This is a genomic window from Flavobacterium humi, assembly GCF_004745595.1.
In the GTDB taxonomy this organism is placed as follows: Bacteria; Bacteroidota; Bacteroidia; order Flavobacteriales; family Flavobacteriaceae; genus Flavobacterium; species Flavobacterium humi.
The window spans coordinates 41,572-57,412 of sequence record NZ_SRLH01000003.1; the positions used below are offsets into that span (position 1 = coordinate 41,572).

12 protein-coding genes are annotated in these 15,841 nt (G+C 41.6%); 9 read left to right on the top strand and 3 right to left on the bottom strand.

Going from position 1 to position 15,841, the window contains the following annotated elements; all coding sequences use genetic code 11:
• The first annotated feature begins 20 nt into the window (after positions 1–20).
• From E4635_RS05585 to E4635_RS05610, 6 genes are all read left to right on the top strand, one after another.
• Positions 21–878 (top strand): hypothetical protein, encoded by an 858-nt coding sequence (locus E4635_RS05585; protein ID WP_246020705.1) that lies wholly within the window; start codon positions 21–23, stop codon positions 876–878.
• Between the two features lie 105 nt (positions 879–983).
• Positions 984–1,979 carry a hypothetical protein gene (locus E4635_RS05590; protein ID WP_135525644.1) on the top strand — a complete coding sequence of 332 codons (996 nt, stop codon included), beginning with the start codon at positions 984–986 and terminating at the stop codon, positions 1,977–1,979.
• A gap of 92 nt (positions 1,980–2,071) precedes the next feature.
• On the top strand, positions 2,072–4,021 hold the full coding sequence (locus E4635_RS05595) for a PKD domain-containing protein (protein WP_135525645.1): 1,950 nt from the start codon (positions 2,072–2,074) through the stop codon (positions 4,019–4,021).
• 17 nt (positions 4,022–4,038) lie between these two features.
• A complete protein-coding gene (locus E4635_RS05600) occupies positions 4,039–6,324 on the top strand; it encodes a T9SS type A sorting domain-containing protein (protein ID WP_135525646.1) in 2,286 nt (761 codons plus the stop codon).
• A gap of 64 nt (positions 6,325–6,388) precedes the next feature.
• Positions 6,389–9,013, top strand: coding sequence for a CHAT domain-containing protein (locus E4635_RS05605; protein ID WP_246020706.1), 2,625 nt, complete (start codon positions 6,389–6,391; stop codon positions 9,011–9,013).
• Positions 8,979–9,416 carry a retropepsin-like aspartic protease gene (locus E4635_RS05610; protein WP_135525647.1) on the top strand — a complete coding sequence of 146 codons (438 nt, stop codon included), beginning with the start codon at positions 8,979–8,981 and terminating at the stop codon, positions 9,414–9,416. The genes E4635_RS05605 and E4635_RS05610 overlap by 35 nt, the downstream gene beginning before the upstream one ends.
• A gap of 47 nt (positions 9,417–9,463) precedes the next feature.
• On the opposite strand, the gene E4635_RS05615 is transcribed toward E4635_RS05610, so the two are convergent.
• Positions 9,464–11,518 carry a M16 family metallopeptidase gene (locus tag E4635_RS05615; protein ID WP_135525648.1) on the bottom strand — a complete coding sequence of 685 codons (2,055 nt, stop codon included), beginning with the start codon at positions 11,516–11,518 and terminating at the stop codon, positions 9,464–9,466.
• A 13-nt stretch (positions 11,519–11,531) separates the two neighbouring features.
• Positions 11,532–12,857, bottom strand: coding sequence for a M16 family metallopeptidase (locus E4635_RS05620; protein WP_135525649.1), 1,326 nt, complete (start codon positions 12,855–12,857; stop codon positions 11,532–11,534).
• Positions 12,858–13,044: 187 nt separating this feature from the next.
• Between E4635_RS05620 and rplU the strand changes: the two genes are divergently transcribed.
• The 3 genes from rplU (at position 13,045) to E4635_RS05635 (ending at position 14,340) form a co-directional block, all read left to right on the top strand.
• Complete coding sequence (gene rplU, locus E4635_RS05625; protein ID WP_135525650.1) at positions 13,045–13,482, top strand: 50S ribosomal protein L21; 438 nt, start codon at positions 13,045–13,047, stop codon at positions 13,480–13,482.
• 25 nt (positions 13,483–13,507) lie between these two features.
• Positions 13,508–13,768, top strand: a complete 261-nt coding sequence (gene rpmA, locus E4635_RS05630; protein ID WP_135525651.1) for a 50S ribosomal protein L27 — start codon at positions 13,508–13,510, stop codon at positions 13,766–13,768.
• Positions 13,769–13,887: 119 nt separating this feature from the next.
• Positions 13,888–14,340, top strand: a complete 453-nt coding sequence (locus tag E4635_RS05635; protein WP_135525652.1) for a 6-pyruvoyl trahydropterin synthase family protein — start codon at positions 13,888–13,890, stop codon at positions 14,338–14,340.
• 123 nt (positions 14,341–14,463) lie between these two features.
• On the opposite strand, the gene E4635_RS05640 is transcribed toward E4635_RS05635, so the two are convergent.
• Positions 14,464–15,834: an NADH-quinone oxidoreductase subunit N gene (locus E4635_RS05640; RefSeq protein ID WP_135525653.1), complete on the bottom strand. Its 1,371-nt coding sequence runs from the start codon at positions 15,832–15,834 to the stop codon at positions 14,464–14,466.
• Positions 15,835–15,841: the final 7 nt, after the last annotated feature.

The following is a 15,841-nucleotide window of genomic DNA, read 5'->3' on the forward strand; positions in this document are numbered from 1 at the left end:
ATGCCGGGGACTGGAATAATTTGAGAACTGAAGCATTACAAAACCAAACACAAACATTTACGGCAACAGCCGGTTCGGGAACCATCAATTTGACCTCAGCGCATGGGGTCCAGATTTCACTAAACGGAAACGATCTTACAAAAAACGGAAATCCTGTAACAGGTGCAATCGACATCAAGTTTATTGAGCTTTTTGACAAAGGGACGATGCTGGCAACAAATAAACCTACTATGGGTGTAATGCCAAATGGAGACAAAAGCATTTTGATTTCAGGCGGTGAATTTTACATCAATGCTACTCAGGGAGGGCAGCAACTGGGCATCAATTCTATGATCCAGCTGCAAGTACCTGCTAACCTTACAGACCCGCTCGATGCCGGGATGGCCTTCTGGGCAGGAGACAACACCGATCCCGATAATCTTGCCTGGGTAAAACCCGCTGCCGGACCTGCCGATCACGGTGGAGCGGTCGGATTCAACCAAAGCAGCTATACGGTGACTTTTGGAAACTTCGGATGGACAAACATTGACCGTTTTTACAATGATCCAAGGCCTAAAACCCAAATTTTGGCTACAGTCCCTTCAGGGTATGACAACACCAATAGCTCTATTTATTTGTCTGTAGATGGTGAAGGCCAAAACCAGTTGGCAAAATTCGACACCTATAATCCGGCAACCCAACAATTTAGTGAACATTATGGGCAAATCCCTATCGGCCTGCAATGCCATATCATTTTTGCCACCGAAAGCAACGGCCAATGGAGGTATGGGATAAAAGCAGTAACCACAACCGCAAACGCCGTATATGCTTTTACCCTGGCCGAAACAAATTTAGGAACAGAAGCCCAGATGATTGCCGCTATAAATGCAATTCAATAATACCAACAGGTTACTTCTGAAATAATTCAAAAACAAGGGTAACAATTACCGTATACTGTTGATATAACACTATACACAACTATTAATCACAAAAAATTAGAAATCATGAAAACAAATTTCAAAATGACAGGACTTTTATTCATCGGAATAATGACAATGACAGCATGCAGCAGCGATGACAACGGAAACCAGGTTTCAGATATGCCACCTTCATCTCAAGAGTATAAAGCGTTAAGTGAAGAAGCATTGAACAACCGTACCCAGCATTTTACCATGGTAGCCGAAAACGGAAGCGCGACTTTTACCTCTTCTAAAGGCGTAAAAATCACAATCAACGGAAACTGCCTTACCCTTAACGGGAATCCTGTAACGGGAAATGTGGACATCGCCTTTATTGAAGTTTTTGACAAAGGCAGCATGCTTGCAACCAACAAGCCAACTTCGGGAAGAATGGGCAATGGCAATCTGGAATTGCTGATTTCCGGCGGGGAATTTTATGTCAATGCTACTAAAAACGGCCAGCAGCTGGCTACCACTTGCAATATCCTGTTGGAAGTCCCAACGAATTTAACCGGCGGAGCAGATTTGGGCATGCAACTTTTCAATGGTTTTATCGATGACAATGGAAACCTGGAGTGGAGGGCTAACAATGCTAATCCGGCAGGCGGAGGTGGTGTAGATGTAGGCCAAGGCGGAACTGGCGGCGGCTCTAATTATTATGTAAGTTTCGGAAACTTCGGATGGACCAATGTAGATAAATTTTACAGCGATCCAAGGCCTAAAACTACCATTCTTGTAGATGCTCCCGAAGGATATGACTTTGACAACAGCGCCATTTACCTTTCTTACGACGGAGAAGGCCAAAACGCCTTAGCAAAAATGGACACGTATACCGCAGCAGGTTTATTCAGCGAACATTATGGCCAGATTCCGATAGGATTAGCGTGCCACATCATTTTTGTCACAGAAGAAAACGGGCAATTCCGATATGGAATAAAAGGGGTTACTACCACAGCAAATGCCGTCTACTCCTTTACCCTGGCCGAAACAACCCTTGGGACAGAAGCCCAGCTCGTGGCGGCCATCAATGCCATTCAATAATACAAAAATAAAAAACATAGGAAAGTGGTGACAAATTCGCCACTTTTCTATATTTTTATAACACTAAACCAAACGTTAAAAACCAAAAGATCATGAAAAAATTATACATACTTATTTTTTTCCTGTCGTCTTTTTTCTTGTTTTCGCAAACGAAAGTCAAAGATACCATTACAAGAAGAGCAACAATTGGTTATGACAAAAACGGAAACCAGGTTTCTTTCAAACCCGAAACTCCTCCCCTTATCCAGATCGCCGGTGCGCCCAAAGCCAATTATTCCTATTTATGGGAAATGGGCGACGGGAATTACAGCAAAGACCCAAATCCCAAGCACAAATACAAAAAACCCGGGGAATACAAGGTAAATTTGACCGTAACCAACAATTACGACAACGGGAAACCTCCGAAGACACGTCCGAAAACGGTTGCCATACAAGAAATAACCGACCCGGCTTATACTGAAATTGCTTCCCTGGCAGATTCTGTCGGATATAAGATATTCAACAACCGGGAACCTATCCCTGAAGAAGAAATGGTCGTTGTGGTTAGTTATAAGAACAGCCTGAATTATGTGGCAAACGGAAAACTATACCTTTTTTATAATGACAGGGAATTTAAAAATGATAATTTCGAACTGCTGGACTACAGGACCCATTTTAACGAACGCAAAGTAACGGAAGATGGTTTTGCCTGTGCCGACGAACTCAACAATACAAACCGGTTCATAGCCGCGGCTTCAAACGAAGCCTATTATAAAAACACTTCTTTCAGGGAAGATGAAAACCTGGAAATGACACTTTTGGAATGTAAATCAGCATTTAGGGACGTACACATCCTGGAGTTTGACAATATGGATCCCAGCGAAACCCGGAATGCCTTTTTTACCTTCAAGACCACCCCTGAAATGATCAAGGATACCAGTGCCACTGTAAAAATGCGCGGCGTGTATGTCCCGGACAGGAATTATAAAAACCACAAAAAGAAAACCCTCGAGATGGAAATCGTGACCTCACATGATCCCAATAAAATGTCGAGCAACGGCCTTTTTATGAATTACAGGCTGGTGAGGCTCAAAAAACTGAATTTCAAAATCCGTTTTCAAAACAATGGCGAAGGCCCGGCAAGGACCATCCGTTTGGAATCGGACATTCCGGATATGTTCGATAAAAAAACACTCCAGATTGTAGATTCTTACCCAAAATGCCCCATTTGCCCTAAAGGCGAAGAAGTTACCTACAGCTGCCTCGACACGATCATCAAACAGAAGCAGATTCATTTTACCTTCAAGAACATTTACCTTCCCGGCAGCAACCAAAAAAACGTTACCGAAAAAGACAGTACCAAAGGATTCGTAAAATACACCCTGAAACTGGCCAAGGATTTCCATAAACAAACCACTAGGAGCAGAACATCCATCTTTTTTGACAAAAACGAACCGGTCATTACCAATTATGCCGTGACACGATTTAAACCGGGGATTAGCATAGGAGCCAAAACAGGTTACAATCTTTTTCCGGCGCTGGAAAATTCCAGGAGTTATTTTGCTGCCGTAACCGTTTCCCCTTTCAAATCCTACCGCTGGTATTGGCAGGCCGAGTGGCAAAACAGTTTGCACAAATATGATTCCAAAACCATTACCCATGATGAAATTGTAACCGGTACCAATGGCGTACAACAACTGCGCCGCACCATAACAAAATCTTCCTTTGACAATGTTACGATGGAAATCCCGCTTTTGGTGCGGTATAACATCAATAATTATGTCGGCATAGGCGGCGGTGTTTTGGCCGGGATAAATATTTCCCAAAAACAGGACTTGTCCACTAAACTACAGCTTTTTGAAGGTCCCAACCCTAATTTCCTCCTGAAGGAAAGCAGTAGGGAAGAAAACTTCGAGGAATCTCTTTCTCAATTCCGTTCCGGGATGTTGCTCGACCTTACGGGCGGGTTTTCCCGAATTGGGCCAAGTGTGGGCGTGCGCTATATCCTGCCGTTCAAGAAGGATTTTAATTACTGGCAATTTTATGCGATTTGGAAATTTTAAACTAATACTATCGGTGTATGAAAAAAAGACACTTCTTTTTCCTATTGGTGTTTATTGGTGCTCTTGTAAATGCAAAAGCACAGAACAGGCTTTCCTTCTCTTCTGCAGAGAGGTCTGTTCCGGGATTATCGGATCATTTCAAAAACTATAAAGTCCTAACGATACACGACCAGCTGCGAAAGATTGGCTCCGGAGAACAAATCAGTATCGATTATGGCCAAAGTTACACTTTCACCCTCGAAGAAAACAAACTCCTTTCAGACAACCATATCCTATCCATACAAAATGAACGGGGCATCGAACGAAAAAAAATAACCGAAACCGGGTTTGACGGGAAATATTTCAGGAATAAAGGCATCTCCGAAAACAACCAGTTTGTCTTTTCCATTTTTGAAAATTCCTATACAATATATATCAAAAACCCAGTTGGGGAATTTTACATTGAGCCGTTACGGAAATACGATCCTGCAGCAAACAGCAGCACTTACCTTTTTTATGAAGCGAAAAATGCCATTACCCCAGATGATTTGGGTTGCGGCTTTACAACACCTAATCCGCAAACGAAAGAAAAACCTTGGCCCGAGACCTCCAGGATTGGCGGTTGCAAAACCGTTGAACTTGCTTTTTCCGTAGATTACACCATGTACAGCACTTATGCTTCCATCAACGATGCCATAAACCGGACTTTGGAAGTCCTGAATCTTACACAGGCCAATTATACCATTCTCAATGGTGTGTCTGACGATGTGCAGTTTAAGGTTAACGAGCATTTTATCGTCACTTGCCCGACCTGCAATTATTGGCCCCCAACCCTTGAAATTTATGACAATTACAATAGTTTCGGAACCAATGCGTACCGGATGTTCATCAATCACTATGACATGAAAATACACTGGCAGAACCAGGGAGGCAGCGGGACCACGGTTGGCCTTGGTGCTTATTCCATTTGCAGCACTTCAAGCAGTGCCAACGGTGCCGGCATAGCTGTTGTAAAGAATTATGTATCGAATACCAATTTGATCCGATGCATATTATCGCACGAAATAGGCCATAATTTCGGCTGCGTGCACACTTCGGGTTTTATCATGAATGCTACTGTCAGCGGAAGCAATACCTGGGCGCCGGAATCGATAGTGAGCATCAATGCATCGCTGGCAAGTTCGATTTGTTTTGAAGCCTGCAACACAACAGCCTGCGACAATAAAAAAGCAGCCGATATAGTTGTAACTCCTGATATCGTCAATGACAAGATAGACGTGAGCTGGCTTGCCGAACCCGGAATAGATTTCAAAACACGGCTTTACAATTATAGTACAAACAGCTGGTCGCCTTACAGTACATTTAGTTATCCGGCCAATACCATTTCCTATCCTTTTACGCAGGTTCATTGTTCGGATAAATACCGGGTCGAAATCACTCCGGTCTGTTCCGGGATAAACGGGATTTCAGAGCAAACCGTTTTCGAAATCAATAAAAATGTGACTGCCCCGGCTTTGGTTTTCAATTCAACCGCACAAAACCAACCGATTTGCGGAGGAAGATCCGTCACATTTAGCGTAACGGCTATAGACGGCGGGACATCTCCTTCCTACCAATGGAAAATAAACGGATTGCCCGTAGGGACGAATGCGGCGGTTTTTACCACTTCCGCTTTAAGCGACAATGATGTTTTAAGTTGTGAACTCACCAGTAATGCCGCTTGTGTTGCTTCTCCTTATGCTTCTGTTTCGGCTGTACTGGCGGTTTCGGTGCCAACTGTTTTATCCATTTCCGTTTCGGCCTCCAATACTACAATCTGTGCAGGTGACAGCATTACCCTGACTGCAACGGGAACAAACATACAAAGCGCTTTCCCGTATTACCAATGGTCTTTGAACGGCCATCCGATACAAGGAGGGAATACTGGCGCTTCAGGGCCTGTGCTAACCGTAATCCCGGCGAATAACGGCGATGTTTATTCCTGTACTTTATATGATGGTGAAGGCTGCCATACTTCTTCTTCCGGAGCTTTGAGCAATACAACAACGATTACCATCCTGACGCCTTGCACGCTTTCTACGAATGAATATCAAATTTCCGGGTTGAGCTATTTCCCTAATCCGGTGAAGGACCGCTTAAGCCTGAGTGCAAAAGAAACTATTTCATCAGTTGCCCTATATTCTGTTTTAGGACAGTGTATACTATCGGAAAAAACAAATTCGGACAAAGTGCTGCTTGATGTATCGCATCTTCCCGGAGCGGTTTATTTTGTTAGCTTACAATCCGGGAACGCATCGGAAACCATAAAAATCATTAAAGAATAACATATTGGCAAAAGGCGGGAAAAAAAAGCGGTTCGATGCAAAGATTGCAAAATCTTTAGCGGCCATGGTTTTTTGGGAACAAATGTCCCGAAAGCTGTTATGGCTCTTTTTGTGTGCCGCCCCAATGGTTTTTGGGCAAAACCCATCAGGGATGGAAGGCAAAATCTACAATGCTGTGGATGTTTTCGTGGCCGGTCCAAATCCGGAAAGCCTGCGTCGGTTATCCGAAGCCGAAAAAGCATTCCACCCCAAAACAAAACCCGAAATCCTGGCTTTCGTTATTTTAAAATGCAACAAAGCCTATTTTGAAAATCAGTTCGGACAGGCAACCGAAGCCATAACCAGTTATGAAAGCGCCTGGCATTTGTTCCAAAAAAACAAGCTCAAAGGGTACGACATTACCGAATATTGCCTCAAACCTTTGGGGAATCTTTACACGGTCATTGGCGATTATGACAATGCGGAAAATACGATAAAGCAATATTTTTTCATAGCGAACCTAGAAAAAGACCAACCGCAGAAATGGGCCGCCATTTTGAATTTATCAAATGTGTACCAAAGTTCCGGGAAAAACGACCTGGCCATAACACTGCTCGAAAAAACCATTCAAACCGAAAAACTCACCGTTGTCCAAAAAGGGATCTTATTAAATAACCTTGGCGCAAATTATATGATTTCAGGCCATTCCGGTCAAGCCAAAGTTACGCTGCAAACTTGCATCAGCCTGTTAAAAGACAATAAAACCGAAGCCGGGACTGTTTCAAATGCCAGCAGGAACCTGGCGTTCCTATATAGCCGGGAGCGGGATTTCAGCAAGGCCGGTTTGTATTTCGAAATGTCCAAAAAAGGATTTTTGGAAAGCAAAAACCCGGAACCCAGAATTACCGCACGTTTCTATTATGACGAAGCGCAGCTCCTTTTCGAACAGGGAAAATATGCGAAAGCGGGCCAATCTATTACTGCGGTTTTCAAAACGCTGATCCCGGGATATGCCGCACGGAAGAAATTACTTCCCAACCAAAACGACCTATACACTGAAACCGTCCTGATGGATGCTTTGGACTTGCAGGGCGAATTGTTTTCTGTACAGGGGCAACCGGAACAAGCGCTGGCCTGTTATACGCTTTCCTTTCATATCGAAGCCTTGTTCCAATCTTTACTGGTATATGAAAACTCAAAAATCATTGCACAAATCAGGAAACGGAACCGGACCGAAAAATGCCTTTCCCTCTATTATTTGTTATACCAAAAAGAAAAGAAAATTGTCTATATCGAAAAGGCTTTTCAATTGCAGGAACAAACCAAATCCAGCGTGCTCAAAGAAGCAGTCTCTGCCAGCCGGGTGATTTCCAAAGAAGAAAAACAGCTTGCCGAACAACTTCAAAATTGTTCCAACAGTATCCTGAAAGAACAGCAGAAACTGGAACTGGCTGATATTTCAAAAATAAACCAAGCCATAAAAAAACAGAACGAGCTGATGCTTTTGCTCAAATCAAAACAGGTAAAAAACAACAATCCCTTCCATAAGGACATTGAGTTTCCGGCGTTATTCGAGAAATTAAAGGATGAAAATGCCCAAATGATGGCCTTTTTCTGGGGAACGAAAAACCTCTATTCTTTTACATTGGAAAATGGCAATATCAATTGGAGTCAAATGAACCTGGAAAATGGCCTGCGGTCGAGAGTACATCTTTTTTTGTCTTATTTCAATGATTCGAACGCGATTTTAAATGATCCCAAAGGATTTAACCGCTTGTCGAATAGCCTTTATGCCAGCTTTCGGTTTCCACCCAAGGGCAAGAACAGGAACCTTATTCTCATTCCTGACGGTATTTTGAGCTTCCTGCCTTTTGAAACGTTGATAACCAGGCAAAGTACAGGCCATGATTTTTCGCGGTGGCATTACCTTTTGGATGATTTTACGGTTTCTTATAACAATTCCGTTTCGTTTTATTTGAATTCCAGGCCTTTTGCCAATACCGAAGAAAGTGTTTTGGGTGTTTTCCCTGTTTTTGAAAATTCAGCGGCGGAACTTCCTTTTTCTAAAGCGGAAATGCGGGATGTAAAAAAACGCTTCAAAGGCCGTTACCTGGAAAAAAGCCAAGCAACATTTGCCAATTTTAAAGCCAATGCCGCTCATTATTCTATGCTGCATCTTTCCACCCACGCTGCTGCTGGAGATATTTTCACACCGGCCAGCATCCGGTTTTATGACCAGGAAATCTTATATTCGGAATTGTACCACCTGGACATCCATCCGGATTTAGTGGTCCTGAGTGCCTGCGAAACGGGCATCGGCAAACTATACAAAGCGGAAGGTGCCATGAGCGTGGCCAGGGGTTTCCAATTTGGAGGCGCACGGAATTTACTGTTTTCCTTATGGAAGGTAAATGATTATTCGACCGCTGTGTTTATGGATTATTTTTATCGGAATGTAGAAAAACACCATTCCTATCCTGAAGCCAATCATAAGGCAAAATCAGATTACCTGCAGGATCCTTCCATTTCAAACGCAAAAAAATCGCCTTATTATTGGGGCGCCATGGTTTATTATGGTACTTTAGAACCTAAAACCTCAAACCATTATTTTAGGTATGCCGGTTTGGCCGTACTAATCGGTTTAGCGTTATTTTTACTGTTCAAAAAAATAAAACATGGAAGAATTAGAAAAAGTCCTCAAAAAACATAAATACAAAAAAATAAAATTCAAGGTTCTAAAAACCCAGCATTTGCTGATCAAAGCAAAAATCAATGGTATAAAAGGCGATTTCATACTGGATACCGGAGCCAGCAACAGCTGTATCGGTTTCGAAAGCGTCGATTATTTCAACCTACAGACTTCAGCCTCAAAAACCAAAGCCGCCGGTGCCGGAGCTATTGGCATGAGGACATTGGTCTCCAAAGAAAATACCGTGAAAATCGGCCGGTGGAAACATACTGATATTACCTTGGTTATTTTTGACCTGTCCCATGTAAACCAGGCACTGAAGGAATTCAAAACAAAACCGATCCATGGCATTATTGGCGCGGATGTCCTGCAAAACGGAAAATCAATCATCGATTATTACAACCACTGCTTTTACCTAAAATAAAAAACGCCCTGGTTTCCCAAGGCGTTTTTGTTTAGTATGTTTTCCGATTACTGGAAATCAGCATCCGATACTCCTTCGTTGATTTTTACATCGGAAGTAAGCAATTTGATTTCAACACCTACGTTCATGTCAATCTCATAAGGGATTTTTACTCCTTTTACTTCTTTGTAATTACTGTAATAAGTAGTTTGCGTCATTTGCTGTCCACCTCTTTCAGCCGTTTTGGCTTCAGCGGTTTTCAATCCCGTTTTAACATCATAGTAATAGGTTGTCTTGTCGTTTTTGATCGCATATACATCATTACCGTTCATGTTTTCGATAGCTTGAAGCTTCACATTCGGGTTGGCTGCCAAAGTCAATTCTTCAAATGGAACCGCTCCTTCTTTTTGTTCTTTCAATTCTTCAGCAGTGAAGTCTTTTCTTTGCCCTTGCTGGATCATGTAACCTGATTTAGCGCCGATTACCCTTTTCATCATAGACTGACCCATCATTTTCATTTCCATGAACATTTTGCTGTCCGAAGTCATTTTAGTCGTTAATTCCAGAGGTGCTCCCTGAACTGTTCCTGAAGAAACCGTTACCACAGATTTAACCGCTTTAACCGCTTTTTCCCCACCAATAGCTTTAATGTAATTGTCAAAAACCGTTTTGGCTGTTACACCGGCAGGAATCGCAACGCTCATTTTCGGTTTTTCAACCGGGTTACCATATTTGTCAAAATAGAAAATAGGCAATTTTTCCTTAGCGCTCATTTTTTCCAAACCAGGCAAAACATCCGATCCTTTTCCAACGATGATTACGCGGGTGTTATCCGACATAAAGAATTTGTTGGCTGCAGCCTTGATATCTTCTGCGGTTACCGCATTGATGTTCTTGATGTAATTTTCGTAGAAATCCAAAGGCAACCCTTGTGTTTCTGTGTTTAAGGCATAACGGGCAATGGTAGCCGGTTTTTGGATCTGCATTACAAAGTTTCCGATGTATTTCGCTTTAGCCACTTTTAGGTCTTCTTCAGAAACCAATTCGGTTTTAATCCTTTTGATTTCGTTAAAGAACTGAACCACGGCACTATCGGTAACTACGTTTCTTACTGAAGCCTCAGAACGGAATTTTTCTACATATTTCCCTGATCCTAATGAAGAATAAGCACCGTAAGTCCATCCGTGTTTTTCACGTAAGTTCATAAACAAGCGCCCTTCTCCTCCTCCACCAAGGATTTGGTTGGCCAGGATCCCTGCGAAATATTCCTTATCGGTCATTTTCAGTTTAACTGTATTGACCAAGGCAATTTCAGATTGTACCGCGTTTGGCATATCCACAAAGTTGATTTGTGAGTACTGCACATTGCTTGGATCTGTGTATGTCAATGCCGGAGCCGTTGCTTTTTTCCAAGGGCCAAATTGTTTTTCGACCATTTTCTGAACATCTTTCAAGGTAACATCTCCTACAATTACCAGGTAAGCGTTACCCGGAACGAAATAGGTGTTGTAATTTAAAAGGACATCGTTCAACGTTACATTATTGATTGTCGCTTCGCTTACATATTCCCCTGACGGATGGTTTTTACCGAAAGCCAGGACATCTTCCACACGCTCCGCTACAGAAGTTACGCTTTTTTCATTTGATTTCAGGCCTTCGATTAACTTGGCTTTTTCCTTATCCAGCTCTTCTTGTGTGAATACTGAATTCAAAGCGCCGTCAGCCATTAACTCCAGGATTCTTCCGGAATATTTCGATAAACCGCTGGCAAATGCCCCGTTTGAAGCGAAATTGATATCTGCCCCTAAGAAATCCACTTCTTCGTTGAAAGCGTCTTTGGACATTTTCTTGGTCCCATTCCCAATTAACGAACCGGTCAATTGTGCCACCCCTTTTTTGTCACCTTCAGTATACGGTGCATTATCGATGGTCAGGTTGAAGGAAACCCTTGGCAATTTATGGTTTTCGACTACCAATACCTTAAGGCCGTTTTTCAACACGAATGAAGACGGTTTCCCTACGTTGATGGTAGGAGATGGCCCCGGTTTAGGCTGTTTTCTGTCTTGTGCCTGCATAGTCATTGTCAACAACAAACCCGCAGCTATATAAATATATTTTTTCATAGTAATTCTCAACTTAGTTTTGTGCTTTGTCTTTGGCAGGAACATAATCTAAAATCAAACGTTGGTTTGGGTTTAAATATTTTTTTGCCACTTCTCTGATTTCTTCCCTTGTGATGGAACGGTAAATATCAATTTCAGTATTGATCAGGTTTACATCGCCATGCAACAAATAGGATGACGCCAGGTTTTCAGCGATTCCTTCGATACTTGCATTGCTGTTTACATATTGGCTCTCGAAATTGTTTTGCAGTTTTTGGTAATCTTTCTCGGAGATCAATTCCGTTTGCAATTTCACGATTTCCTCATCTACTTCTTTCAATAAGCTTTCGGTAGTATTGGATCCCATTGGCAAACCGTAAAGGATGTACATTCCGTAATCTTCCTGAGTATAGTTGAAAGCCCCGATCTGCAAAGCCATTTTTTTGTCGTCTACCACTTTTTTGTACAATCTTGAACTTTTTCCGTCAGATAAAATAGAAGAAATCATATCCAATACTTTAGCGTCACGTGTTTTCATAGAAGGAGTCCTGTACGTACAAACCATCATCGGAATCTGGATGTTCGGATCTTCCCAGGTTGCCTTAATGGCTTGGGTAATTGGAGCCTCTTCGAATTTTTGTTTTACAACAGGCGTCCCTTTCTGGATAGGCCCGAAATAATTTTTAACCCATTCTTTAGCCTGAGCAGGATCAAAATCACCGGCTACTACTAAAACTGCATTGTTAGGAATGTAGAATTTTTTGTTGAACGCCTGGAATTCCTCCAGTTTGGCCGCATCCAAATGTTCCATTTCCCCGATGGTAGTCCAACGGTAAGGGTGTACTTTGAATAGGTTTTGCTTCACCGCCTTTAAGATATTTCCGTAAGGTTGATTGTCTATACGAAGTCTTTTCTCTTCCTTAACAACTTCATTTTGGGTATCAACGCCAATTTGGTTGATTACCGGGTGCATCAATCTTTCAGATTCCATCCATAAAGCCAGCTGCAGGTTGTTGGAAGGGAAAACCTCATAGTAATACGTCCTGTCGTCAGAAGTATTCGCATTATTGTTCCCGCCATTTGCCGTTACGATCTTGAACCACTCCCCACGGGCGATGTTGTCTGTCCCTTCAAATAAAAGGTGCTCGAAAAAATGCGCAAAACCGGTTCTGTTTGGCTGTTCGTCTTTTGCCCCAACGTGGTACATTACAGAAGTTACCACAACTGGTGCCGATTTGTCCTGATGTAAGATTACATGCAAACCGTTGTCTAGGTTGTATTCTTCAAACGCTACTTTCTGAGCTGAGGCAATACCTCCAAGCAGTAAAGCAGCACTTAAAGTCATCAATGATTTTTTCATAAAAGTGATTAGTTAATAAATATAACATGATGAGTCTGCCTATTCGTTTTTTTGTTACAAAACCAAGTCATTTTTTTTATCAATCATTTTGATTGTAAGTCTTTTATAAATAATTTTTAACGGAAGAGTTGTGCAATAGAGAAATAATTGTATATTTGCAACCTTAAAATTAATAAACATTATTGTTATGTACGCAATCGTAGAGATAGCAGGGCAACAATTTAAAGTAAGCAAAGACTTAAAGGTTTATGTTCACCGTTTGGCTAACGAAGAAGGTTCAAAAGTTTCTTTTGACAAAGTTCTTTTGGTAGACGACAATGGCACAATCACTTTAGGCGCCCCAGCTATAGAAGGTGCTTCAGTAGAAGCAAAAGTGTTACAACACTTAAAAGGAGACAAAGTAATCGTTTTCAAAAAGAAAAGAAGAAAAGGTTACAAGAAAAGAAACGGTCACAGACAATATCTTACTCAGATTTTAGTAGAAGGTATTTCAACTACCGGTGCTAAAAAAGCTGCTCCTAAGAAAGAAGCTGCTCCTAAAAAAGAAGCTGTAGCCACTGAAGAAGCTGTAGAAGCTCCTAAAAAGAAGGCTGTAAAAGCTAAAAAAGAAGATACACAAGAATAATAGTAACATTTAAAACCAAAACGTCATGGCTCACAAGAAAGGTGTCGGTAGTTCGAAGAATGGTAGAGAATCAGAATCGAAACGCTTAGGTGTTAAGATTTATGGTGGTCAAGCTGCAATTGCTGGAAATATCATTGTAAGACAAAGAGGTTCTAAACATAACCCTGGAGAAAACGTTTACATGGGTAAAGATCATACTTTACATGCAAAAGTTGCCGGTGTTGTGAAATTCCAGAAAAAAGGTGAAAACAAATCTTATGTTTCTGTAGTTCCATTTGAAGCTTAAGTCTATAAGAACTTATACAATATTAAAAACGCTCAGCAATTGAGCGTTTTTTTTTGCTCCGGCTATTACGGCTGCCTCTTAACAATTTATTTAATACCTTTGCATACAATCTGATTTTTATGAGCAAGATACGAATTACCAAACAGTTTAATTTTGAAACCGGCCATGCGCTTTACGGCTATGACGGGAAATGCAAAAATGTCCATGGCCACAGTTACAAACTTTCCGTAACCGTGATCGGTTCGCCAATTACAGACCGGGATAATGTAAAATATGGCATGGTGATCGATTTCTCAGATTTAAAAAAAATCGTTAAGGAAGATATTGTAGATATATTTGACCACGCTACAGTATTTAATGCCACAACGCCTCATATCGAACTGGCCAACGAACTGAAAACCCGCGGGCATCATGTCATTTTGGTTGATTACCAGCCGACGAGCGAGAACATGGTCATTGATTTTGCCGCAAAAATAAAACGAAGGCTCCCGGATTCGATAAAACTCCACAGCTTAAGGCTCCAGGAAACCGAAACCTCTTTCGCAGAATGGTTTGCATCGGATAACGAATAAAGTATACCTAAAACATAGAAAGGACAGCAAAAACTGTCCTTTTTTTATTTCCATAAATCTTATAAATAAAAAAGGAGCCCAAAACGAGCTCCCCATATATCTTAATTTGTGAAATTAGTTCTTTTATCCTAAAAGGTTCAGGACATAGCCCGGGAATAATCCGATAAGGATATTAAGCAACAAAGCCAAAACAGCAACAATCTGATACGCCAATGGAACAGCAGGCAGGTTTTGTTCGCTATCTTTAGTATACAGAGCTAAAATGATTTTAAAATAATAGCCTACACTTATTATTGAAGCGATAACCGCTACAATTACCAGAACGATCCATCCGGTTTGAATCAATTGGTTCAGCAAAAAGAATTTGGCAAAGAAACCGGCCAGGATAGGAATTCCGGCCATAGACAATAAAGAAGCCGTAAGTATTCCGGCCAATAACGGATGTGTTTTCCCAAAACCGTTAAAACTATCAATCGTTTCGTTCTGTTTTTCGCGGGTTACATAAATCACCACTGCAAAAAAGGCGATACCAGCCACAGCATATGCCGCAGCGTAATACAACAACACACTTGCCGCATTATTAAGGCATAAAAGCGTCATTACCATAAAGCCCGCATGGGAAATCCCTGAAAAAGCAAACATACGTTTGACATTATTCTGGCGCAAAGCCATAATATTCCCTACCAGCATCGAAGCAATGGCCACACAAACAATAATAACCTGGAAAGAATACGATTGCACAGGCAAAAGCTTCACCACTAACCTGAACAAAGCCGCCATAGCCACAATTTTAGCCAAACTGCTCATCGTAGCCGTAGTCAGCGCAGGAGAACCTTCGTATACGTCCGGCGCCCAAAAATGAAATGGCACAGTAGCGATCTTAAACAACATCCCAATCAGCAATAATACAATCCCGATGAAATACCATTGTGGGAAATTCGAGTAATGGATAACCTGGTAAATAGCCTTCAGGTCAAAACTTCCGGTTGCTCCGTAAACCAGGCAAATCCCGAAAAGGATAATCCCTGAGGCAAAAGACCCCATTAAGAAGTATTTCATTCCTGCCTCGTTGCTTTTCAGGTTCAGCCTGTTACTGGCCGCAAGGATGTAAAGCGCGATAGACAATACTTCAATCCCTAAGAAAAACATAGACAAGTTTCCAAAAGAAACCATAGCAACCGCTCCAGCCAGCAAGAACACTTTTATCGCGACAAAATCGGAAATTTTAGTGCTTTGGTTTTTATAAAAATCATGGCTCATGGCCACCAGGAAAATAGTAATAATGATAAACAGGCATGAAAATGCAGAAGAGAATTTATCTACAACAACCATATTGTTATAGTAACCTTTATCAAGACCAAATTCGGAAGCGGTAAGTCCCAAAATAGCCAAAAGCCCAATTATGGTCATTGGCACGATGGCTTTTCTGGCATTAAATATTTCCGCAATCAAACTTAAAATCCCTAATCCTGATATTGCTATTAATGTATTCATTTGTGAT